The sequence below is a fragment of the Roseofilum halophilum BLCC-M91 genome, from assembly GCF_030068445.1.
Taxonomy (GTDB): Bacteria; Cyanobacteriota; Cyanobacteriia; order Cyanobacteriales; family Desertifilaceae; genus Roseofilum; species Roseofilum halophilum.
In genome coordinates, this window is record NZ_JAQPOK010000068.1 from 60,136 (window position 1) to 81,079 (window position 20,944).

24 protein-coding genes are annotated in these 20,944 nt (G+C 47.1%); 13 read left to right on the top strand and 11 right to left on the bottom strand.

Annotated features, from left to right (window positions below; all coding sequences use genetic code 11):
- The first annotated feature begins 12 nt into the window (after positions 1-12).
- On the top strand, positions 13-747 hold the full coding sequence (locus PJF56_RS08220) for an ABC transporter ATP-binding protein (protein ID WP_283762173.1): 735 nt from the start codon (positions 13-15) through the stop codon (positions 745-747).
- A gap of 124 nt (positions 748-871) precedes the next feature.
- On the top strand, positions 872-1,288 hold the full coding sequence (locus PJF56_RS08225) for a hypothetical protein (RefSeq protein WP_283762174.1): 417 nt from the start codon (positions 872-874) through the stop codon (positions 1,286-1,288).
- 105 nt (positions 1,289-1,393) lie between these two features.
- On the opposite strand, the gene PJF56_RS08230 is transcribed toward PJF56_RS08225, so the two are convergent.
- Positions 1,394-1,765 carry a thioredoxin family protein gene (locus PJF56_RS08230; RefSeq protein ID WP_283762175.1) on the bottom strand — a complete coding sequence of 124 codons (372 nt, stop codon included), beginning with the start codon at positions 1,763-1,765 and terminating at the stop codon, positions 1,394-1,396.
- Between the two features lie 154 nt (positions 1,766-1,919).
- Positions 1,920-2,630: an NnrU family protein gene (locus tag PJF56_RS08235; RefSeq protein ID WP_430540877.1), complete on the bottom strand. Its 711-nt coding sequence runs from the start codon at positions 2,628-2,630 to the stop codon at positions 1,920-1,922.
- Between the two features lie 198 nt (positions 2,631-2,828).
- Between PJF56_RS08235 and PJF56_RS08240 the strand changes: the two genes are divergently transcribed.
- The 3 genes from PJF56_RS08240 (at position 2,829) to PJF56_RS08250 (ending at position 4,503) form a co-directional block, all read left to right on the top strand.
- Positions 2,829-3,545, top strand: coding sequence for a Crp/Fnr family transcriptional regulator (locus tag PJF56_RS08240; RefSeq protein ID WP_283762177.1), 717 nt, complete (start codon positions 2,829-2,831; stop codon positions 3,543-3,545).
- Between the two features lie 98 nt (positions 3,546-3,643).
- Positions 3,644-4,069 carry a thiol-disulfide oxidoreductase DCC family protein gene (locus PJF56_RS08245; protein ID WP_283762178.1) on the top strand — a complete coding sequence of 142 codons (426 nt, stop codon included), beginning with the start codon at positions 3,644-3,646 and terminating at the stop codon, positions 4,067-4,069.
- Between the two features lie 53 nt (positions 4,070-4,122).
- Entirely contained in the window at positions 4,123-4,503 is a 381-nt protein-coding gene (locus PJF56_RS08250) for a hypothetical protein (protein WP_283762179.1), read from the top strand.
- 140 nt (positions 4,504-4,643) lie between these two features.
- Here PJF56_RS08250 and PJF56_RS08255 read toward each other — a convergent pair whose 3' ends face one another.
- Genes PJF56_RS08255 through tyrS form a run of 3 tightly spaced genes read right to left on the bottom strand, consistent with a single transcriptional unit; the run spans position 4,644 to position 7,121 of the window.
- Positions 4,644-5,186: a hypothetical protein gene (locus PJF56_RS08255; RefSeq protein WP_283762180.1), complete on the bottom strand. Its 543-nt coding sequence runs from the start codon at positions 5,184-5,186 to the stop codon at positions 4,644-4,646.
- Positions 5,187-5,191: 5 nt separating this feature from the next.
- On the bottom strand, positions 5,192-5,905 hold the full coding sequence (gene pyrF / locus PJF56_RS08260; protein ID WP_347179489.1) for an orotidine-5'-phosphate decarboxylase: 714 nt from the start codon (positions 5,903-5,905) through the stop codon (positions 5,192-5,194).
- A 13-nt stretch (positions 5,906-5,918) separates the two neighbouring features.
- The gene (tyrS, locus tag PJF56_RS08265; protein WP_283762182.1) at positions 5,919-7,121 is read right to left on the bottom strand and encodes a tyrosine--tRNA ligase; all 1,203 of its coding nucleotides are present in this window, start codon (positions 7,119-7,121) and stop codon (positions 5,919-5,921) included.
- 173 nt (positions 7,122-7,294) lie between these two features.
- Here tyrS and PJF56_RS08270 point away from each other — a divergent pair, with 173 nt between their 5' ends.
- The gene (locus tag PJF56_RS08270; protein ID WP_283762183.1) at positions 7,295-9,223 is read left to right on the top strand and encodes a transglycosylase domain-containing protein; all 1,929 of its coding nucleotides are present in this window, start codon (positions 7,295-7,297) and stop codon (positions 9,221-9,223) included.
- Positions 9,224-9,237: 14 nt separating this feature from the next.
- Here the strand turns inward: PJF56_RS08270 and PJF56_RS08275 are convergent, their stop codons facing one another.
- Positions 9,238-9,561 (bottom strand): DUF1825 family protein, encoded by a 324-nt coding sequence (locus tag PJF56_RS08275; protein WP_283762184.1) that lies wholly within the window; start codon positions 9,559-9,561, stop codon positions 9,238-9,240.
- Positions 9,562-9,756: 195 nt separating this feature from the next.
- Between PJF56_RS08275 and PJF56_RS08280 the strand changes: the two genes are divergently transcribed.
- Entirely contained in the window at positions 9,757-10,191 is a 435-nt protein-coding gene (locus PJF56_RS08280; protein ID WP_347179484.1) for an NINE protein, read from the top strand.
- Here PJF56_RS08280 and PJF56_RS08285 read toward each other — a convergent pair.
- From PJF56_RS08285 to gpmI, 3 genes are read right to left on the bottom strand one after another with little or no spacing between them, the layout of a single operon-like run.
- Entirely contained in the window at positions 10,188-11,135 is a 948-nt protein-coding gene (locus tag PJF56_RS08285) for a hypothetical protein (RefSeq protein ID WP_283762186.1), read from the bottom strand. The genes PJF56_RS08280 and PJF56_RS08285 overlap by 4 nt on opposite strands.
- Positions 11,136-11,139: 4 nt before the next feature.
- Complete coding sequence (gene secG / locus PJF56_RS08290) at positions 11,140-11,379, bottom strand: preprotein translocase subunit SecG (protein WP_283762187.1); 240 nt, start codon at positions 11,377-11,379, stop codon at positions 11,140-11,142.
- Positions 11,380-11,426: 47 nt separating this feature from the next.
- Positions 11,427-13,025, bottom strand: coding sequence for a 2,3-bisphosphoglycerate-independent phosphoglycerate mutase (gpmI, locus tag PJF56_RS08295; RefSeq protein ID WP_283762188.1), 1,599 nt, complete (start codon positions 13,023-13,025; stop codon positions 11,427-11,429).
- Between the two features lie 201 nt (positions 13,026-13,226).
- On the opposite strand from gpmI, the gene PJF56_RS08300 reads away from it, so the two are divergent.
- The 6 genes from PJF56_RS08300 (at position 13,227) to PJF56_RS08325 (ending at position 19,837) form a co-directional block, all read left to right on the top strand.
- On the top strand, positions 13,227-14,429 hold the full coding sequence (locus tag PJF56_RS08300; protein ID WP_283762189.1) for an HhoA/HhoB/HtrA family serine endopeptidase: 1,203 nt from the start codon (positions 13,227-13,229) through the stop codon (positions 14,427-14,429).
- A gap of 98 nt (positions 14,430-14,527) precedes the next feature.
- Complete coding sequence (locus tag PJF56_RS08305; protein WP_283762190.1) at positions 14,528-14,812, top strand: hypothetical protein; 285 nt, start codon at positions 14,528-14,530, stop codon at positions 14,810-14,812.
- 225 nt (positions 14,813-15,037) lie between these two features.
- Complete coding sequence (rnc, locus tag PJF56_RS08310) at positions 15,038-15,745, top strand: ribonuclease III (protein WP_283762191.1); 708 nt, start codon at positions 15,038-15,040, stop codon at positions 15,743-15,745.
- 107 nt (positions 15,746-15,852) lie between these two features.
- On the top strand, positions 15,853-16,557 hold the full coding sequence (locus PJF56_RS08315) for a TVP38/TMEM64 family protein (RefSeq protein ID WP_283762192.1): 705 nt from the start codon (positions 15,853-15,855) through the stop codon (positions 16,555-16,557).
- Positions 16,558-16,759: 202 nt separating this feature from the next.
- The gene (locus PJF56_RS08320; RefSeq protein ID WP_283762193.1) at positions 16,760-17,224 is read left to right on the top strand and encodes a pentapeptide repeat-containing protein; all 465 of its coding nucleotides are present in this window, start codon (positions 16,760-16,762) and stop codon (positions 17,222-17,224) included.
- A gap of 129 nt (positions 17,225-17,353) precedes the next feature.
- Positions 17,354-19,837 carry a glycogen/starch/alpha-glucan phosphorylase gene (locus PJF56_RS08325; protein ID WP_283762194.1) on the top strand — a complete coding sequence of 828 codons (2,484 nt, stop codon included), beginning with the start codon at positions 17,354-17,356 and terminating at the stop codon, positions 19,835-19,837.
- A gap of 112 nt (positions 19,838-19,949) precedes the next feature.
- On the opposite strand, the gene PJF56_RS08330 is transcribed toward PJF56_RS08325, so the two are convergent.
- Together PJF56_RS08330 and PJF56_RS08335 are read right to left on the bottom strand one after the other, a co-directional pair.
- Complete coding sequence (locus PJF56_RS08330) at positions 19,950-20,192, bottom strand: hypothetical protein (protein ID WP_283762195.1); 243 nt, start codon at positions 20,190-20,192, stop codon at positions 19,950-19,952.
- 28 nt (positions 20,193-20,220) lie between these two features.
- Positions 20,221-20,944 (bottom strand): RNA-guided endonuclease TnpB family protein (locus PJF56_RS08335; protein ID WP_283762196.1); only part of this gene is annotated, 724 nt, incomplete at its 5' end.

Consider the following 20,944-nt stretch of genomic DNA (forward strand, 5'->3'; position numbering starts at 1 on the left):
GCTCTAAAATCCATGAACCAAGCATTAGAAAAAAAAGATATTATTCGCTTAGAACAGATCTCTAAAGTTTATCAGATGGGGGATGTAGAAGTTCAGGCGATCGCCAATGTCAGTTTAAGTATTCAAGCGGGGGAATATTGCGCCATTATGGGCCCCTCTGGGTCGGGAAAATCCACCGCCATGAACATTATCGGCTGTTTAGACCGTCCCAGCAAAGGGCAGTATTACTTAGATGGCACAGATGTGGCTCAGTTACCGAAAAAAGAACTTTCCGCCATTCGCAATCAAAAACTAGGGTTTGTGTTTCAGCAATTTCATTTATTAGCCCAATTAACCGCCCTAGAAAATGTGATGTTGCCCATGGTTTATGCGGGGATAAAAGGGCGAGAACGTCGAGACAAAGCGGCGGAAGCCTTGAAACAAGTAGGTTTAGAAAATCGAATGCAAAATAAACCCAATCAACTCTCTGGAGGACAACAACAACGGGTGGCGATCGCCAGAGCGATCGTCAATCGTCCCGTCGTCCTACTTGCGGATGAGCCAACGGGCGCATTAGATACCAAAACCACCGAAGAAGTGATGGATATCTTTACCCAATTAAACCAGGATGGCATGACAGTGGTTATGGTCACCCATGAACCCGATGTGGCTCGGTTAACCAACCGCATCATTTGGTTTAGGGATGGTCAAGTGGTTCAGTCCCATTTGACTTTAGATGAGTTTCAACCTTCCCATCATCACGCTTAAACTCGATCGCCTTTAAGATTGACGATCCTCATTACCGCTGACCTAGTGACCCGGCCATTTCATATCCGGGATGGCAGAAAGGGATATAATTCACATCAGGTGTAATTTATAATTTGGAATTGACTTGGCTTCCTCAGATTCCCAGATTGACCTCGATCCCCAGTTTCAGGCGCAAGTAATGCGCTATCATCGGCTACTGGTTGGGGGACGGTGGTTTGTGGTGAGTTTATGGTGGCTAGTTTTCGGGTTGCCCAGTCTTTGGGCTATGCGATCGCCCCTATTGCTCCTACTTGACCATTTTACCTGGTCTGGACTCTACTATAGCTTATACTTTCATCCCCTAGCGGCGATCGGCTTTTCTAGCAGTATCGGTTTAACCACCGCCGTTTTAGTCTGGCAAAGTCGGAATATTCTCGTCGGTTTTCCACGCCCTTACCAGAAAGGCTTAGAGCGTAAGGTCTTTCATATTCGTCAACAGGGAGAACATCACCCCCTCTGGCAGTGGGTCGTTGCAGGTCAAAGGAAGAGGGAATGGAAATAGGGAAATGGTACGATTTTCGATAAAAAAAGATACGCCTTCTGGTTGGGCATATCTTTTGGGCATTCAGAGGGGAGAGTTGATGAGTTTCGATCCATCTATGTTCAGTTAGCGACTGGTTTCAAGATCGATGGCATCAACTGTTTTTGTCCCGGATAAACTTTGACAACTCACTTCCAGTTGTCGATATAAGTCTTCTGCACTATGGAAGCCTTCAACCCGATTTTGCACTCGCCCCTGATGGAACAAAATTACCGTGGGTAAGGTTCGCAGTCGATAGGCATTGGCAAGCTTGAGGCTTTGATCGGCATTAATGGAAACCACTTTGATGGTTTGTCCCCATTCGGTTTGAAAGCGGCTTAAGACAGGGGTTAAAAGCCGACAAATTCCACACCAGGGGGCCCAAAAGTTGACTAATACCGGGGTTTGTGCATCGAGGACTTCGTGATTAAAGGCGCGTTCACTGATTTGTACCACCATAATTATGCCGTTGTTGGTATCTGGATTTCTTATACTTGCTCTTGGGATCATGCTACACCCATTTGGGTTGGATTGAGCAACACAGTTTAAGGGAATAGGCACTCATGCAAAAGGCAAGAGGTAATTTCCCCCTGTCCCCTATCCCCCTATCCTCTCAAATGGGAACTTTAAGGGTGGCTTGCATCAGCCAAGGATGGGCCCACCACAAAAGGCCTATAAAGAGCAGTACGCCGAGGTAAGCGGGACGGAGAAATTCTTGGAGTTCTAGGGTTTGACGACCTTGAACGATCGCCAAAAATGGGATAACAGAAGTGCGCTCTTTGGCCTTGAGGAAGGCTTCCCCATAGCGGTTGTACAGGCGGCGATCGCCATTCCAGACAGCAAAGAGATGATGGAGAATGAGTCCTAGGGAGGTGACGAGGGTAAAGCTAGTACCGAGCCAAAGGGTATGGGCAATACACCAGATCACTTGACCCACCATTTGGGGATGCCTAGTAATGCGGATAATTCCGGTTTCGTAGAGATGAACTTCCGGTTTGGCGATCGCCGCGATTTCCAGTAAATTAAAGGTCGCTGGATATAAAAACAAAAATGAAATTGCTGAGAGTACCCAAACCAGCGATCGCACCCCTGGAACCCCTTGCACTTGCCACAGTTGTATACCGTCATAGCGATGGTTGAAAAAATAAATAATCAAAATGACCGCAAAGGGAATACTCACTAGGGCAAACCCTACCCGATAGACTCTTGCGCCAATCCTCTGTTCTCCCCAAGGTCTAAGGCTGGCGAGTCCGCTATGGGCGATCGCAAACCCGATCAGCAATATTACCATTACCCAGTGGCTCAATGACGAATTATCAATCATTACCATACATTTTTATTACATCGATAAGATTTTGATCATGAAAGAGTAGTCTTTGCTACTCTCGTGATAAACTAGAAGGCTAATAACAGAAACAATAGCCTTCGGCTATCAGTGACCGTTTTTACTAGAAACAGGGTATCCTGATATCTAGCAACAATTCACTGGTTGTCTTTGTTATTCTTTCACAATTTCTAACCTATGTTTTCAGTGTCTCCAGAATCCGAATCTTCAACCTCCCGTCCGTTTTTGACCTGGCAGCGAATTATTGATTGGGCGCAAGATCACTATCGCACCCGCACCTTTAACAAGGATGATAAAATTCCTGTCCGTCCGGGCTTGCTCTATCTGGTACAGCGCGGTTCCGTTCGACTCGTCAGTGCCCAAATTAGTGCATCGACCAAAACGCCCAGTTTAGTCGCCCGCTTAAGCGCTAACACCGATCCCGATAATCTCAGTCCTGATGAATCCTTTTTAGGGTTTGTGGGAGCAGGTCAACCGTTTGAAATCGTCTCCCAATCTCCGTTTACCATTTCCAGTTATGCCCATGTGGATAAAACCACGGTTTTGTGGATGTATTGGCATGATTTAGATAACTGGCCCCATTTCCGTCGTGAAGTGATGGAAGCCTTCCGTTATCAAAACCAGCGTAAACTGCTGTGGTTGGGAACCATGGGCCAACGGCGCACGATCGATCGGCTGTTGGGCTTTTTGACCCTATTGATCGAAGAGTATGGCGAAGTGTGCGAACAGGGATATTATTTGCCCTGGACGTTGACTCATGCCCAAATTGGTAGCGCCATTGGGTCTACGAGGGTAACGGTTACTCGGTTAATGGGTAAGTTGCGCTCGAAAGGCCTGATTATTACCTTGGATGATAATTTGATTTGTCTTCCGCCTTCTAACCCTGACAGTTAGCAGACTGGGCCAAACGCTCTAACTCGATCTAAAATTTCCTAACCCCTTTTCCACGCTTTTACAACTTGCCACCTCCGGGTTAGGAAATTATTCTTAGTATGCGATATCAAATTATTTACGACGGAAACTGTAATTTATGCTCGTCTTTGGTTCAGGTGCTGGCCGGGTTTGACCAAGGACAACAGTTTACCTATAGCCCCATGCAAGACGAAGAAGCCTTGGCAAAATGGGGCATTACACCCCAAGATTGTGAATTAGGGATGATTTTAATTGATACAGAAAATCCCCAAAATCGATGGCAAGGGAGCGAAGCAGCCGAAGAAATCAGTCGCTTACTTCCTGGAGGTGAGGCGCTGATCGGGGTTTATCGGGGGATACCAGGAGTCAAAGCGGTAGGCGATCGCCTCTATGAACAAATCCGCGACCATCGTTATCAGTGGTTTGGTAAGCGAGAAACCCTGTATCTGTGCAGTGGCTCAAGGGGATGTTCAACCGTCAATTCAAAATCGGGTCAAGCAAAATGACCCAGACCAGCATATGATCGGATCAGACTTAAACACTAGATCACTGTAAATCTATGGCTGTCTCCTGTCACTTCATCGTTGAAGGTAACCCAGTAATTGTCTACGCCAGTCGTAATGGCAATCCTAAGAAAGTTTTACCCAAATTGCAACGATTTTTAGATACCTTTACACAAGAGCGCGACACCATGGGGGAAACAGTTCATACTCCTGAATGTCTCGTAGCCCAAATTATTGTTCGCTTTGGTTTTGAATTGTGTGAAGATGATTTTTCTAACTTGCGCGTCGGCTTAAACTACGATCCAAAGGTAGATTATCTCTATCAAGTCGGAACGAATTTTACCGTTACCGTGATGGAGCCATTAGAAGCCTATCGCCAACAACCCGATTTAGGGTTAAAAGGCTGTCAAGTTTTGACGATAGAAACGCCAGTTTAATCCAGGTCAGGCAAGGGGCTTAGACCAACGGGTTCGCCCTTTGTCTGTCTTATAGCGCTTCGCGATAGGTATAGCGCTTTCTGCTTCGCAGACATGAAACGCGCGGTAATAGGTAATGGGTAATTGGTAATGGGTAATCCCTATCCCCCTATCTCCCCATTCCCCCATTCCCCCATTCCCCGACTACAGGACTTTGCGTTGTAATCGCGCAGCCAAATGCGAATCGCTTCAGAAATGGCCGTTTCTCGATTCTCTGGTAAACGATACAACCGCTCCCCATCCGTCATTGCAGACAACAGTAAGACTAATTCCCATCCCTGTTCAGTCTCACTGAAAAACAGCCAATAATAGACCTCTCGATCCACAATGGTTAATCCTTGATAGATGCGCTCTAAGGAAGTGAGAAACACTTGGCGGGAATTTTCCGGAACCTCTTCCCCAAAGGGAAGGGGCAAGGGATCAAAGTCGGGTGGCCCCACCGTAATGACTGAGGGTATAGGATAAGGCTCGAAGCGATCGCGCTGACGCTGAATTACCCGATTGGCATAACCGGTAAAATCCCGCACCATCTCCTGGATTAATACCTCGAAATTCTCCCCGCAACTTTGGGTTGAGGCAACCCTAACTTCTGAACCCTCATAGGTAACCCAAAGTTGTCCGAGGGTCAATTCCCAAAACACCATCGGATTTAACCTACAAGCTCATCATTAATCCGGTTCCAGGCCCCTTGGGGATCGTCGGCCGCTGTAATCGGTCGCCCAATCACTAAATAACTCGCTCCGGCTTTGAGCGCCTCTTGGGGAGTCATCACCCGGCGCTGGTCTCCCCCCTCCGCCCAAGTTGGGCGCACTCCCGGACAGACCAACAGAAATTCATCCCCACAGACGCGCCGCAACCCAGCCGCTTCCTGGGGAGAACAGACGGCCCCCGGAATGCCCGATTCCTGGGCCAGTAGGGCCATCTGGAGGGCATATTCGGGCAACTCCACCGGCACTTTGAGGTCAAAGGCTAAATCCCGCGAATTTAAGCTTGTGAGCAGGGTAATCGCCAGCAGATTCGGGGGGGATAATCCGGCCGATTGCGCCCCTTCTCTAGAAGCTTCTAGGGCACGCTGCAAAGCCGTTCGGCCGGCAGCTCCATGGACGGTGAGCAAGTCCACCCCATAGCGGCCAGCCCCTCGACAGGCTCCGGCCATGGTGTTGGGGATATCATGGAATTTGAGATCGAGAAAAATACGCTTTTGCCGTTGTTTGAGTTCCTCTAGGATACTCGGGCCGGTGCTGACAAATAATTCTAGGCCGACTTTCCAGAACCCAACATCGGGCAATCGATCCAAAAGGGCGATCGCCTCCTCCCCACTCGAAACATCCAACGGTACAATAATCCGGTCTGCGGCCGTCATCATTTCTCCCCCCTTACTTCACCAACCGGGCAAACTTATTCTTACCCACCTGCAAGACTTTTCCCTCCATCTCCTCAGCCCGTTCAAATACTAAATTGGGGTCGCTCACCTTTTCCCCCGCTAATTTTACCCCGCCCCCTTGAATCAAGCGCCGAGCCTCCGAAGACCCCTTCGACAACCCCGCCGCGCTGACAATGTAAAATAACTTTACGGGAAATTGCACATCCTGCAAACTAAACTCAGGAATACTCCCCGCTTCCCCTTGGCTCAAAGCCGCCTTTTGCGCCTCCAAAGCAGCCTCCTTACCCTGATACTGAGTCACCACATCCAGAGCTAAAACCTTTTGGCGCTCCCTCGGATTTTCCGGTAACTCCTCCCAAGTCAAGTTAGTCAGCAACTCCACATACTCCTGAATAATCGCATCCGGGGTTTTCTCCAACTTAGAATACATCGTCACCGCATTTTCCCACAGCCCCACATAATTACCCAAAGACTTCGACATCTTCTGCCCTCCATCCGTCCCCAGCAAAATTGGCACGAGTAAACCAAACTGGGGTTTCAGTCCAAAATGGCGCTGTAAATCTCGACCCACAGCAATATTAAACTTTTGGTCGGTTCCTCCCAACTCTACATCCGCTTTCACAGCCACAGAATCATACCCTTGCATCAGAGGATACAGAAACTCATGGAGATAAATAGGATTTTCTTGGCTGTAGCGCTCGGCAAATCCTTCTTTGGCCAGCATTTGACCCACGGTCATCGTCGCCAATAGCTGTAAAATCTGATTTAAGTCTAACTGGGCTAACCATTCCGAGTTATAGCGAATTTCCAAGCGTCCGGGAGTATCAAAATCCAGAATCGGGCGCAGTTGATCCAAATAGGTTTGGGCATTTTTCTTGACCTGTTCGGCTGTCAGTTGACGGCGAACTTCAGATTTTCCGGTGGGGTCGCCAATTTGTGCGGTAAAATCCCCAATAATCAAAACGGCTGTATGGCCAGCATCTTGAAACGCTCGCAATTTCCGCACGGCAATACTGTGGCCCAAATGTAAATCGGTTCCGGTGGGATCGATGCCCAATTTCACCCTTAAGGGTTGTCCGGACAGCTCAATGCGCCGTTGTAGGTTTTCATCAGGATCGTCGCTATCGGGGCGATGGGGAAAAATTTCACTAACACCGCGATGCAGCCAATTCCAGGTTGAGTTGAGACTTGTCATAGGATTAGAAGTTCTATAATACGATTAATATTTTGCGAATCTCTGTAATAACTGTTAACACTTATCGCGGGTAAAGGTTAAACTATGGGTCAGTCCCCGTTCATCCATCCCTAAGACTCCAGGTCTGGTTCTTATCCCTATCCATTTGTTTGATGTGAGGAAGTTAAATCACCGTGTCGTCTAATACTATCAGTCGTAAGTCATCTAAATCTATCACCCCCGCTCTTCAATTTGTCCAAGGTGTGGGCAAAGTGGCAGGCGGTACGATTTTGGGAGTGATGATGCTCACCAGTTCTATCTTTGCTGGAGGACTGGTGGGTTTAGCCTTAAGTTTTCGGAATCTGCCGGATGTCCGCAGCTTGAGGAGCTATATGCCGACAGAGACCAGTTATATCTATGATATTAATGGCGAACTGCTTACCCGTATCCATGATGAGGCTAACCGGGAAGTTGTGCCTTTAGAGCGGATTTCGCCCCACGTGAAACTGGCGGTGCTGGCGATCGAGGATTCCCATTTCTATCAGCACAATGGGATTAATCCCAGTAGTGTGGGTCGGGCGTTGTTGGCCAATATTGAAAAGGGAGGGATTCGCGAGGGTGCTTCTACGATTACGATGCAGTTGGTGAAAAACCTGTTTCTGTCTCCAGAGCGGCAATTGAGTCGGAAGGTGGCGGAAGCGGTTTTGGCCATGCGCTTGGAGCAAATTCTGACTAAAGATGAGATTTTAGAGCTGTATCTGAATCAGGTTTACTGGGGCCATAATACCTATGGGGTAGAGACGGCGGCCCAAAGTTATTTTGCCAAGTCTGCTGCGGATCTAACGTTGGCAGAGGGGGCAATGATGGCGGGTTTGATCCAAGCGCCAGAGAGTTTGAGTCCGTTTGTGGATTATAAGTTAGCCAAACGGCGACAGGCGATCGTTCTGGGTCGGATGCGAGAATTGAATTGGATTACGGCCGAGGAAGAGAAGGAAGCGAAGGAACAGCCGTTATTGGTGGGCCGGGTGACCTCGTTTGGTCAAAGTAAAGTGCCCTATTTGACGGAGGCGGTGATTCAAGAACTCTCAGACCGCTTTGGTCGCGATATGGTGGTCAAAGGGGGTTTAAGGATTCAAACCACCATTGATCTGAAGTTACAAAGACTGGCAGAGCAAACGGTTAAGGATTGGCATACTCGCCTCTATAACCAAGGGGTCTATTACGATTATGATAATGGACAATTGGCCCTGGTGGCGGTTGACCCCCGCACCCACTTTGTGAAGGCGATGGTGGGAGGATTTGATTATGAAACCAGTCAATATAACCGAGCGGTACAAGCTCAACGACAACCGGGTTCTTCGTTTAAACCGTTTGTTTACTACACGGCTTTTGCCAGTGGCAAGTATACGCCCAATTCTGTGGTGAATGACTCACCCGTAAAATATCGGGATGGGAGTGGCTATTACTCTCCCCAAAACTATGGCGGTAGTTTTTCTGGGGCAGTCAGTTTGCGTAAAGCTCTGGAAGTGTCCTTGAATGTGCCGGCCGTAAAAATTGGCCAGGCAGTGGGTCTCAATAAAGTCGTTGAAGTCGTTCGCAATTTAGGGATTAAAAGTCCTATGGACCCGGTTATTTCTTTACCCCTGGGGTCGGTTGACTTAACGCCTCTGGAAATGGCGGGAGCGTTTGCGACGTTTGCTAATAATGGTTGGCATTCACAACCGACGTTTATTGCCCAAGTGATTGATAGTCATGGCAATGTTTTATTGGATAATACCCCGAAACCGAAGCTGGTTCTCGATCCTTGGGCGGTGGCTTCTCTTAACAGTGCCTTGCAAGGGGTGATTAGCCGAGGAACAGCTACTTCTGCAAGATTGGGTCGCCCAGCAGCCGGTAAAACAGGAACAACGACTTCGGAGCGGGATATTTGGTTTGTGGGGTATGTGCCCCAATTGTCTGTAGCGGTTTGGGTGGGCAATGATGACTATCGACCTCTAGCTAGGGGAGTGACTGGAGGTAGTTTTGTGGCTCCGATTTGGCGAGATTTTATGCACAAAGCTTTGGCAAACGAACCGGTGGAAAACTTTCGTTCTCCGAGTGAATTTCCCCGCCCACAGCCCTAGGGTGTATGGTTAATTTACGATTGTTTTTCGAGTTCAGATTTCATCCGCTCTAGGGTGAAATTCATCTGATCGAACATTTGTTGCGGGGTGACTCCAAATTGACCTAACTGGGTTTTGAGCTGTTCAACGGTCATTTGAGCCATGAAGTCTTCGGAGAGTTCAAAGCGTTTCATAAATACTTTATATCGATCCATGAGGGCTTCCATCTGTTCGATGAACAGCTTTTTCCCTTCTCGATCGAATTTGCCATAGTCACTGCCAAGCTGGATTAGGGATTGATAATCCTCAAAGAGTTGTTTGGCTTCTTGTTGCACAATTTCTGAATCAAAGAATCCCATGGCTTTTTTTGGATAGGTTGACTGACGGTAAGTTACAGCGCTTGGCGCGGTAATGATGATGCACTCATTTTATTCTAATGGAGTGAGAGAGTCCCGTAAAATTCGGTTTTCCGTATTTGAGGGAATGGGGGGGATGGGGGAATGGGGGAATGGGGTTATTATCATAGTAGGAGCAGATTAGGATGGGCTTTAGGGGTGGTGAATAAGGAGAAGAGTCGCAAGGTGGGGATGATTCTGGCGTTTTCTGGGGTTTTGATTCCGATCGCCGGATTGCATAAGTTTTATTTAGGCCAGCCTTTATGGGGGGTGGTCTATTTGTTGTTGTCTTGGACTCCGATTCCCCATGTGGCTAGTGCGATTGAGGGAGTGTGGTATTTAGTACAAGATGATGAGGAATTTAAGCAGAATTATCCGGGCCTGGTTCCGGTGATTCCAGGGCTGAAGATCCCCCAAGTGGATTGGTCAAGGTTCTGGCCAAAAGGGAGTTCGGAACCGACTGGCCCGATCTCCGACCAGGTGGAGTCGGTGGCAGAAGCTTTACGCCAGTTGGAGGCTTTGCGGCAAGAGGGGTTGATCACTGAGTACGAGTTTGAACAAAAACGCCGTAATCTTTTAGATAAGATTGCTTAAAAAAGTTCAGGTAGTTTGGGCAGTTTGGGCAGTTCAGGCAGTTTGGGCAATTTGGGCAGTTGAGGGAGTTGAGGAAGACCTGGAAGTGGGGGAAGGGTTGGTAGGGTTGGTAAAGTGTTCCAGAGTCTAGAGTGTTCTGGTTGCATGGGCCAACCGAGGTGGGTGGGTTGTTGATAGATGCGTTTGAGGGTATTCAGGTCGCGGGGGGAGATGGGGGGAGGATGGCGCACTTGGGCAAAATAGAGCGCGTCGGTGGGTTCGGGAGAGTGGCCCCAAATGCCGATCGCATGGCCGAGTTCATGACGAGCGGTGGCTAGGGTATACTCTGGGGTTTGGTCTGGGGTGAGGAAGATGTGACAGTGATGGAGCAGGTATTGGCGATCTGGGAGATGGCCACGGGAGCCAAGATAGAGTTGATATTCAGTGGTCGCCGATCGCACTCGTCCCAGCTCGCCATCCGGGCCCAGTTTGAGGGGAGGGCGCTGCCGGTGAATGGTAATGTGGGCTAAATTTGGGCGATCGCTAATTTCTAGGGGAAAATAGGCTTGCCATTGTTCAATCGCTTGGGTGACGGCTTCTACCCAAGGGCGATCGGGGCTATCGAAATCGAGGTACACCTGCACGGGAAACTCAGACCAAATTAAATACCCTACATCAAGGCGTTTAATGGCTTCAAAATAGTTTCCAGAGTCTTCTCGGTCGTGCCATTTTTCTAGGCTGGGGGGAAGGGGATGAACTTGCGCTTGAGGAAATCGGATGCCAGGGGGGAGCGCCACTGCAACTGCACAAGAAAAGACCGCCAACATAATTGTGGCGATCGCATAAGCAGTGGCTAGGGAGCGCAGTCGAGGTATGCGGAATCTTTTCGCACCCAGAGCAGCTCTCAACCATAGACCTTGATGGGGAGGTTTTAAACCTCTAGCCCTCCAGAGCCAAAAGGCCATGGACTTAACCGATGGGTTCTAACCATCCAGCGCTTAACACAACGGTTAAGCCAAGAAACATGACAACTAAAGCCCAGGTTGTCCGATTCAAGGTCGTTTCGGCACTTTTAGCGCTGGTAAACAGTTGGGCTTGGCCACCAATACCGCCAATTCCGTCTCCTTTGGGACTATGGAGCAGAATTAAGACGATGAGACTAAAGGCTGAGATGGCCCAAACAATTTGTAGGATGCTGACAACGGTCATAGGGTTATAGAAATGGAATGAACAATCATCAAGTTAGAGGTGCGGTTTTACCGAGAGAGGGAAACCGGCGATCGATTGGGTTGCACTTCATAGGCAGCTTGGGCGAACATGGATTTTCCGGTCATTTCCTTGGGTTGAGGAATTTGCAGAATTTCCAGGATCGTGGGCGCAATATCGGCTAAACAGCCATCGGTTCTCAAGGCAACATCGTTACCATGGCCGGGAATTTTACGTTTTTCGCCTTCAAGCAGGATAAAGGGTACAGGGTTGGTTGTATGGGCTGTCCAAGGATTGCCCTTTTCATCGTACATGAGTTCGGCGTTGCCATGGTCAGCAATGATAATGGTGGTTCCCCCGACTTTTGCGATCGCCTCGAGCAGGCGACCTAAACATTCATCGACGGTTTCAATGGCTTGAATGGCTGCGTCCATGACTCCCGTATGGCCCACCATATCCGGATTGGCATAATTAATCACGACCATAGAATAGACTTGTTCTTCGATGGCGGCGATCGCCGTTTCTGTCACCTCTTCAGCCGACATACTCGGCTGACTATCGTAGGTAGGAACCTGGGGAGAGGGAATTAACTCCCGGTCTTCTCCTTCTACGGGATCTTCAAGTCCCCCATTAAAGAAATAGGTCACATGGGCGTATTTTTCCGTTTCTGCGGTGCGAAACTGTCGCAGTTCTTGCGCGGCCAAAACCTCAGCCAAAATATTATTCAGGTCTTGAGGTTCAAAGGCCACAGACACCGGCAGATGGGAGTCGTATTGCGTAAACGTGACAAAGGACAGGGGATCGATGGGCGATCGCTCAAATGCGTCAAAATTGGGATCGACAAAGGCTTGAGTCAGTTGACGAGCGCGATCGGGACGGAAGTTAAAAAAGATCATCCCATCTCCCGCTTCTACCGCACCCTCAGCGCAACGGACAGGATTTACAAACTCATCCGTGACTTTCTGTTCGTAGGAAGCCTTCAACAGTGAGATCGCATCCCCTTCAGCCGTAATCCTATTGTCGGTGAGAACCTGATAAGCTTTTTGCACTCGATCCCAGCGATGATCCCGATCCATCGCATAATAGCGCCCCATGAGAGTGACAATTTTGCCGATTTCTAAGCTATTGATTTCTGCTTGCAATTTTTCCAAGCTTTTCACCCCATCCGTAGGATAGGTATCACGACCATCGGTGATCGCGTGAATACAAACTTGTTCAATCTCCTGTGCTTTGGCTAGTTTTAGTAACCCCAATAGATGGTCTATGTGGGAATGAACGCCTCCATCTGAGCAAAGTCCAATCAAGTGGAGTTTGCCAGAGCGAGATTTGACTTGCTCGCAGATTGATTGTAAAGCTCGGTTCTCTTGTAAAGAACCGTCTTCAACCGCATCGGTAATGCGAAGCAGTTCTTGCTTGACAATGCGACCTGCGCCAATGTTCATATGACCCACTTCTGAGTTACCCATTTGCCCTTGAGGTAACCCGACAGCTTTTCCAGAGGTTTGAATTAAGGTATTTGGGTAAGCTGCCTGTAGGCTATCCATTATGGGTGTTTTCGCGACGGCAATGGCGTTTCCGTCGGTGGCTTCACGGTAACCCCAGCCATCTAAAATGACTAGCACCACAGGAGATATCGGTGCTTTTGTCATAACCTATTCACCCTTTTGCTGAATTTCTGTGCCGATCATACCACTAGAACCAAAAAGCTGCTGCTTAAATTGGGTGACAGGTGAAAGTTAATTGAAAACGGGAAGGTAAAATTGAGGGACTTACTTTAAGGTATTGATGGTGGAGGAGATGGGTTTCTATTCTTCACACTCATCAGAATTGTTCTGGGTGGATAAGAGGCTATGAACTTATTGATTAAACGGGCAATCATTTATCTGAGTGTTTTTGTTATGGGAGGCAGTGCGGGTTGGCTAGGGAGCCGATACCTGGAAGACAAGGACGTTTTGAGTCGTCCTCGTCCTTCTGCGGTTCCTGTGGTTTTGCCTCCGTTACCTGAACCTTCCGTCATGGCTGAGTCCACAGAGCCGATCCAGGGGAATTTTATTGCCAGAGCCGTGGAAAAAGTTGGCCCGGCCGTGGTGAGAATTGATGCAACTCGACGGGTTAAATCTCCGAGTTCTGCCCCGTTTCGTAATCCGTTGTTGGATCGGTTTTTTGGTGAGGATCTCCCGGCTGAACCCGAACGGTTGGAGAGAGGAACGGGATCGGGGTTGATTTTGAGTGCCCAAGGACAGTTGATTACCAATGCCCATGTGGTGGAAGGGGCGGATGTGGTCGATATTACCCTGCGCGATGGGCGCACGTTTGAGGGAGTGGTGTTGGGCCGCGATCGCGTGACGGATATTGCAGTGGTTAAAATTGAGGCTCAGGGCTTGCCCGTGGTAGAAATGGGGGGGGCTGAGGCCTTAGTACCGGGACAATGGGCGATCGCCATTGGTAATCCGTTAGGCTTAGATAATACGGTGACGGCTGGGATTATTAGCGCCACGGGGCGATCGAGCGCTCAAGTTGGCATCCCCGATAAGCGCGTCCGTTTTATTCAAACTGATGCCGCCATTAATCCGGGAAATTCAGGAGGCCCCTTATTGAATGAGCAAGGCCAGGTGATTGGCATTAATACCGCTATTCGTGCCGATGCTCAAGGGTTAGGCTTTGCTATTCCCATTGAAACAGCCCTACGGGTTGCCGATCAATTGTTTACAAGCGGTACAGCAGAACATCCCTTTTTAGGTATTCAAATGGTCGATTTAACTCCTGCCACTAAATCCTTATTACAACAGCAGCAATTCCCGATCGCCGATAGCCTCAATGAAGGGGTGATTATTACGGGAATTGTCAGGAATTCTCCGGCAGAAAAGTCCCAACTGCAACCCGGTGATATAATTCTCAGTGTCGATGGCATTCCCGTACAAAAGGCCACGGAAGTCCAAGAGCTGGTCGAACAGTCTAGGGTGGGTGAGTTATTGGTGTTAACCGTGAGTCGAGGAGGTCAGAAAATAGAGATTTCCATTCGCCCTGGAACCTTGCCCCAGTCCCAACCCTAAAATGTCCACATAAACAGGAGCAATCCGGATAAGAGTAGACCATTCAAGTAGAGTATTAACGTCAAGAATTGATAGAACTTTACTGGAAGGAAAGGGTAATGATTGAATATTATAAGGGTTGGAGTATTCAAGTTTTTTTATACGATCAATATTGGCAAGTAGATGTGATGACTCCCGATGGTGATTATTCCGGAATTGGCTGTTTAGTCGGCATTCATTGCGATCCCTTTTCGGCTCTTCAGGAAGCTTACGATCGCATCGACCGACAAAATGCATGGACAAGCTTGGGACAGATCTTGGCCGAGTTTTGCGATCGCGGCTTGATTTCCGAAGCTGAATGGGATCATTTAAGTGACTCTTTAACCTGTTGGGTTGTGCAATAGGAACCCATCATCCTCCGCCTTACCAACGAGTTCTAAATCGTTGACCCAAGAGTAAAATAATGATATAATGTATCTTCTAGTTTATACCTCATCTTAGAACGATCTAAGTTGAGATCAAGGGTTAACCAAAATGCCTGAATGCTCATCTGGGTTTGGTTGCCCAATTTTTAATCTTATTCCCTGGGTTGAATATTGATTTAGCCTTCTAGACTCTGAGATCATTTTATGCCTCGTTCCGCCAAACCGATAGAACTGCCAACCTTAAAAGACGAAGCCCTTTGGCTTCATGCTTTAACCCATCGCTCCTATACCAACGAACATTCCGATACCCTAGAGGATAACGAAGGATTAGAGTTTTTGGGGGATGCGGTTTTAGGCTTTTTGGTCAGCGAACTCATTTATAAACGTTATGGGAGTGCGGGAAATATTACAGAAGCGCAAATGACTCGGTTGCGCTCTAAATTAGTCGATGAACAGCAATTGGCGCGATTAGCAGAAGAATTAGGTGTCGGTCAAGTGATGCGTTTAGGTAAAGGGGCAATCCAAAACAATGCCCAAAACAATCCCGCCTTGCTTAGTGATACCCTAGAAGCCATTATCGGAGCCTATTATTTAGATGCGGGTATTGTTAAAGTTCGTCAGTTTGTGACTCGTTTGTTTACCAAAGTTGCGGATGATTTGATGGACTCATCCGACGCTGAACATTCTCCAAGTTTAATTGATAGCAAAGGCAAACTTCAGCAATGGGCACTGAAAGAGTATCAACAAACCCCAGATTATAAATTAGTTCAGGAATGGGGCGAAGACCATGAAAAATTCTTTTGCGTTGAGGTTTGGGTCAAAGGCAAAAAGTACGGCGAAGGTAAAGGCCGTCGCAAAAAGGAAGCGGAAAAAAAAGCGGCTGAAGATGCCTTGCAGCATGTAGACGCTTAGATCAATTAACAATTTTCATTTTCTCCTCAGCCGATTTTCAGGTTAGGCCCACCGGCATGGAGTATTCTAGCCCTTAGCTCAGTGTTGGGGAAGGTGGGGTAAATCAGATGAAGCGAGGTCTAGGTCAACGAGCGATCGCCTTAATCCTAATTATATCTAGTGTTGCCTTCATGATTATCATCCTGCAAGGGAAAAACATGCAGGAATTGCTGAAAACCCTGCTGCTCTCAATTCAAAATTGTCAACAGGGAATCATTGCCTATATTCTCTTGTATAATATTGCCACAGTGCTATTAATTCCCGCCGTGATTTTAACCCTAGGTGGGGGTGCAATCTATGGCGTATTCTGGGGATCAATTTATGTATTTGTAGCTTCCACATTAGGAGCGACGATCGCCTTTTTATTAGGACGCTATGTTTCTAGGGATTGGGTCATCGGCAAACTCTCCCAATCTCCGAAATTTTGCGCCCTCGATCGAGCGGTGGTGAAATCGGGATTTAAGATTGTGTTATTGACTCGCTTATCTCCGATCTTTCCGTTTAATTTACTCAATTATGCTTTTGGGGTGATGCAAGTTTCTCTACAAGATTATGTGTTGGGGTCGGTGGGGATGATTCCGGCTATTGTCGGTTATACTTATATCGGCTCTTTAATTGGCGATATCACCCAATTGGGCAATGAAAGCCTCGATTTAGGGATGGGAGCGCAGATCGCTCAAGGGGCAATTTATGCGATCGGGGTTTTCGCCACATTGAGCTTAATCCTTTATGGTTCCAAATTGGCCCAGAAAAGCCTAGAAGAAACCCTATAGATCCTGTAGAGGCGAAAAATTTTCACCCCTACAGATACCGTCGAATGGGCACTATAGAGTAAAAAACGCTTTACCAATTACCCATTACCAGAGGGAAGCGCTATATAACAAATTGTTACGAAAAACCCCCTGCATAGGTGACGTTTGTCCCCTTGAGTTGGGAGAATAGAGAATGTGTTCATGTTTCAACCTGAACGTCTCTATGGATGTCAATGAATTTCTAGACCGCTATGCCGCAGGGGAACGCTATTTTAAGGACGTTGACCTGTTCCGAGCTGAATTGAGTAGTGCTAATTTACCGGGGATTCGCTTATTGCGAGCGGATCTATTTGCCGCTAATCTGTTTCGGATTAATCTGTTAGGTGCTGATTTGTTCCGCGCTCGGTTAATTCGAGCCAATTTGTACTGCGCTAATTTGAGTGGAATTAATTTGGGTGAAGCTGAATTAATTGGCGCAGATCTCCGAGGTGCTGATTTAAGTGGGGCTGATTTAAGTAGCGCTGATTTAAGTGGGGCTGATTTAACGGATGCTAATTTAAGTTATGCTGATTTGAGTCTGGCTAGTTTATGTCGGGCTAATTTAACGAATGCCCAATTCGATACGGCAAAGTTGGATAAAACTGACTTGAGTAAAGCTATTATGCCGGATGGGGTCAAACATTCTTAAGGGAAAAGGTAAGGGGCTGGGGGCCCCTTGTTAAAGTTAAAAATAGAGTAGAACAGTCGTTTAATTAGGTATGTTCTGGCATCTACACTTAAAAATTATGTAATCGTTATTCGGGATTAAAATTAGATTATGTCAAGCCAATTTTTTGCCCAAGATAATGAGGTGAGAACAGTTGATCTTGATAGTCAGGTGGAAGCCTTAAAAAAGGATTTTATTCGTAATCTGCATTGTATTCAAGGGAAAACGATCGATCTCGCTACTCCCCATGATTATTATATGGCTTTGGCCTATACGGTGCGCGATCGCCTCCTGGATTATCGTCTCCATACCACCCGTCGCTACCAAGAACATCAGGCCAAAGCGGTCTATTATCTCTCCGCCGAGTTCCTCATGGGTCGGCAACTGAGTAATAATTTACTCAATTTAGGCATCTATGAGGATACGGTGGAAGCGTTAACGCAGTTGGGCTTAAACCTTGAAGATTTGGTGGTTTTAGAAGCCGAACCGGGTTTAGGTAATGGGGGTTTGGGTCGGTTGGCGGCCTGCTTTTTAGATTCATTAGCTACCTTGAGTTTACCGGCGATCGGGTATGGTATTCGCTATGAATTTGGCATTTTCGATCAACAGATTATTAATGGGGTACAAGTGGAGCGTCCCGATAAATGGTTGCGCTACGGAAACCCTTGGGAAGTGGGCCGTCCAGAAGCGAGTGTGCGGGTCAAATTTGGGGGCTATACGGATTTTGTTCCCGATGAATCGGGGCAAATGCATGTGCGGTGGATTGGCGATCGCGAAGTGACTGGAACTCCCTACGATACCCCCGTGCCTGGATATCAAAATCAGACCGTCAATCGGTTACGATTATGGCGGGCCCATGCCACAGAAGAACTGAATTTTGCCCAGTTCGATCGCGGGGATTATGTGGGAGCGGTATCGGATAAAATTTTCTCGGAAAGTATTTCTAAAGTCCTTTACCCCAATGATAATACCTCCCAGGGAAAACAGTTACGGCTAGAACAGCAATATTTCTTTGTTAGTTGTTCTTTGCAAGATATTATTAATCGCTACAGAAGGCAGTATGAAACGTTCGATCGCTTCCATGAAAAGGTCGCCATTCAGCTTAATGATACCCATCCTTCCATTGGCGTAGCGGAGTTGATGCGGTTATTAATAGATGAATACCACTTGGGCTGGAATCGGGCTTGGTACATTACGAAGCATGTTTTTGCCTATACGAATCATACCCTACTTTCGGAGGCTTTGGAAACTTGGCCGGTGAGTTTATTTGAGTCTTTGCTGCCTAGACATTTAGAAATCATTTATGAAATTAATCAGCGATTTCTTAATGAGGTTCGTTCCCGATATCCAGGAGATTTAGACCGCCTGTCGCGCATGTCTTTAGTTCAGGAATATCCAGAGAAAAAGATTAGAATGGCCCATTTGGCTTGCGTGGGTTCCTCTTGTATTAATGGGGTGGCTCAACTGCATACGGATTTGTTAAAGGCTCAGGTTTTACATGATTTTCATGACTATTGGCCGCAAAAAATTCAGAATAAAACTAATGGCATTACTCCGAGGCGTTGGTTGCTGTTGAGTAATCCCCAATTGTCTGAATTGATTACTGCAAAAATTGGTCAAGGTTGGATTACGGATTTAGAACAGTTGCGGGGGTTAGAACCCTATGCTGACGATCCCCAGTTTCAACAGGAATGGGAGCAGATTAAATACGATCATAAGGTGGCGTTGGCCGAGCATATTCTGTTGTTTAATGATTTAGAAGTGCATCCAAGTTCTTTGTTTGATATTCAAGTGAAGCGGATGCATGAGTATAAGCGTCAGCTTTTGAGTGTGTTGCATATTATCACGTTGTATCATCGGATTAAGCGCAACCCTGGGCTAAATCTTCTTCCTCGGACGTTTATTTTCGCTGGGAAAGCGGCTCCGGGCTACTTTATGGCAAAAATGGTGATTCAGTTGATTAATGCGGTGGCGAGGGTGGTAAATCACGATTCAGAGGTGGGCGATCGCCTAAAAGTGGTATTTCTGGCGGGCTATTCCGTTTCCTTGGGACAAAAAATTTACCCGGCTGCCGATCTCTCGGAACAGATTTCTATGGCAGGAAAAGAGGCATCGGGGACGGGAAATATGAAATTTGCTCTCAATGGTGCGGTTACGATTGGCACGTTAGATGGGGCGAATATTGAAATCCGGGAGGAGGTGGGTGAGGAGAATTTCTTCCTATTCGGTTTAAACGCATCGGAAGCGCAAGCTCTGAAAGGGAGGGGGTATCATCCGAAATCCTATTATCGCCGGAATCGAGAACTGAAAGCAGCGATCGATGGCATTGCCAACGGGGAGTTTTCACCGGAAAATCCGGAGTTATTTCAGCCGATTGTTGATTCTTTATTGGAGCGGGATGAATATTTACTCTTTGCTGATTATGCCGATTATATCCACTGTCAAGAGCGCGTGAGTGATGGATATCAAGATCGGGCAAGTTGGACGAAGAAATCGATATTGAATACCGCAAGAATCGGTAAGTTTTCCAGCGATCGCGCGATCGCCGAATACGCGAGAGATATTTGGCACATTCACCCAGTTTATCCCTCCTAGCGATCCCTCTAAATCGCCCTTTTCAAGGGACTTTCCCCTTCTCCTGCGGGAGAAGGGGGTAGGGGGATGAGGGGCAATCGTTACATAACTCATTTAGGTTTGCTATATATTCTCAATCTTGAGACAGCACCAAATTGAGGATATTCAGTTCATGGGAATTGAGCAGATAGCGATCGCCAAACCATTGCTTGCGGATGTCCCCTAAACTGTAGCTACTGAAGATCAAGAAGGGAAAATCCTGGTAGCGATCCCCCATAGGGAGAACATTATCCACGGGATAGAGCGATCGCATATAGCATTCGAGAATATAGCGAAATGTCCTATAGTTAACCAAAATATAGTCAGATATAAACAAGACATGGATTCTATTGCAAAAATCCCCTTCATTTTGGCTTCGAGAGATTAATTCTCCTTGGGTGAACTACGCACCTCTCTATCCCATAGCCCCTTGCACTGAGCGGAGTCGAAGTGAAGGCATTTGGGAATGCTTTTCTTAAGATATTATAAGAGCCTAAAATATCCGCTTGACACAAGAATCCTGTATCAGTCCGGTAAAGACCCCTTTTAATTCTTTTTCCCGTAAACTTAGGCACTTCTACTGTTTCTCCATAAACGGGAAGCGGATCTAAGTTGAAAAAGTTCGACTGACTCGTATAACTCTCTTCAGCGATCGCCACTTTAATCCCTAGTAATTGACATTTATAAGTCAACATTTCAATCAGACGGTTGAAAGGAATCCCTACAAATTTTTGGTTGTTCACTTTCCCCATATGGGCATTTTGTTTCCAACCCTCATTTTTGCCGATGACTAAAGTAGCGATCTTTTTCTGAATGAGTAGATTGACCAGATAACGGCTGGCTCGATGGAGATAGTTCTCCACTTTTTGATTTCGGCATCGAGTCAGACGCTGGATTCTCTTAGAGGTGGGACTATTTCCTTTTAATTGGGATTGAAGAAAGCCTTTCCGTTTATTGTAGAATTGATTCAGGCTTTTTAAGGGTCTGCCATTTATCAACAAAGGAACAAAGTCCGGTTGATTAGAAGTTACAGCCATTAAAACATCTACACCTAAATCCACACTAGCGATCCATTCATTGGATTTTAAG

What these genes read in the sequence shown, in the direction of transcription:
- PJF56_RS08220 (WP_283762173.1), top strand. Translation starts at nt 13, where the DNA reads ATGAACCAAGCATTAGAAAAAAAAGATATTATTCGCTTAGAACAGATC.
- PJF56_RS08230 (WP_283762175.1), bottom strand. Translation starts at nt 1,765, where the DNA reads ATGGTGGTACAAATCAGTGAACGCGCCTTTAATCACGAAGTCCTCGAT.
- PJF56_RS08235 (WP_430540877.1), bottom strand. Translation starts at nt 2,630, where the DNA reads ATGATTGATAATTCGTCATTGAGCCACTGGGTAATGGTAATATTGCTG.
- PJF56_RS08240 (WP_283762177.1), top strand. Translation starts at nt 2,829, where the DNA reads ATGTTTTCAGTGTCTCCAGAATCCGAATCTTCAACCTCCCGTCCGTTT.
- PJF56_RS08245 (WP_283762178.1), top strand. Translation starts at nt 3,644, where the DNA reads ATGCGATATCAAATTATTTACGACGGAAACTGTAATTTATGCTCGTCT.
- PJF56_RS08250 (WP_283762179.1), top strand. Translation starts at nt 4,123, where the DNA reads ATGGCTGTCTCCTGTCACTTCATCGTTGAAGGTAACCCAGTAATTGTC.
- PJF56_RS08255 (WP_283762180.1), bottom strand. Translation starts at nt 5,186, where the DNA reads ATGGTGTTTTGGGAATTGACCCTCGGACAACTTTGGGTTACCTATGAG.
- pyrF (WP_347179489.1), bottom strand. Translation starts at nt 5,905, where the DNA reads ATGACGGCCGCAGACCGGATTATTGTACCGTTGGATGTTTCGAGTGGG.
- tyrS (WP_283762182.1), bottom strand. Translation starts at nt 7,121, where the DNA reads ATGACAAGTCTCAACTCAACCTGGAATTGGCTGCATCGCGGTGTTAGT.
- PJF56_RS08275 (WP_283762184.1), bottom strand. Translation starts at nt 9,561, where the DNA reads ATGGGATTCTTTGATTCAGAAATTGTGCAACAAGAAGCCAAACAACTC.
- PJF56_RS08285 (WP_283762186.1), bottom strand. Translation starts at nt 11,135, where the DNA reads ATGGCCTTTTGGCTCTGGAGGGCTAGAGGTTTAAAACCTCCCCATCAA.
- secG (WP_283762187.1), bottom strand. Translation starts at nt 11,379, where the DNA reads ATGACCGTTGTCAGCATCCTACAAATTGTTTGGGCCATCTCAGCCTTT.
- gpmI (WP_283762188.1), bottom strand. Translation starts at nt 13,025, where the DNA reads ATGACAAAAGCACCGATATCTCCTGTGGTGCTAGTCATTTTAGATGGC.
- PJF56_RS08300 (WP_283762189.1), top strand. Translation starts at nt 13,227, where the DNA reads ATGAACTTATTGATTAAACGGGCAATCATTTATCTGAGTGTTTTTGTT.
- PJF56_RS08305 (WP_283762190.1), top strand. Translation starts at nt 14,528, where the DNA reads ATGATTGAATATTATAAGGGTTGGAGTATTCAAGTTTTTTTATACGAT.
- rnc (WP_283762191.1), top strand. Translation starts at nt 15,038, where the DNA reads ATGCCTCGTTCCGCCAAACCGATAGAACTGCCAACCTTAAAAGACGAA.
- PJF56_RS08315 (WP_283762192.1), top strand. Translation starts at nt 15,853, where the DNA reads ATGAAGCGAGGTCTAGGTCAACGAGCGATCGCCTTAATCCTAATTATA.
- PJF56_RS08320 (WP_283762193.1), top strand. Translation starts at nt 16,760, where the DNA reads ATGGATGTCAATGAATTTCTAGACCGCTATGCCGCAGGGGAACGCTAT.
- PJF56_RS08325 (WP_283762194.1), top strand. Translation starts at nt 17,354, where the DNA reads ATGTCAAGCCAATTTTTTGCCCAAGATAATGAGGTGAGAACAGTTGAT.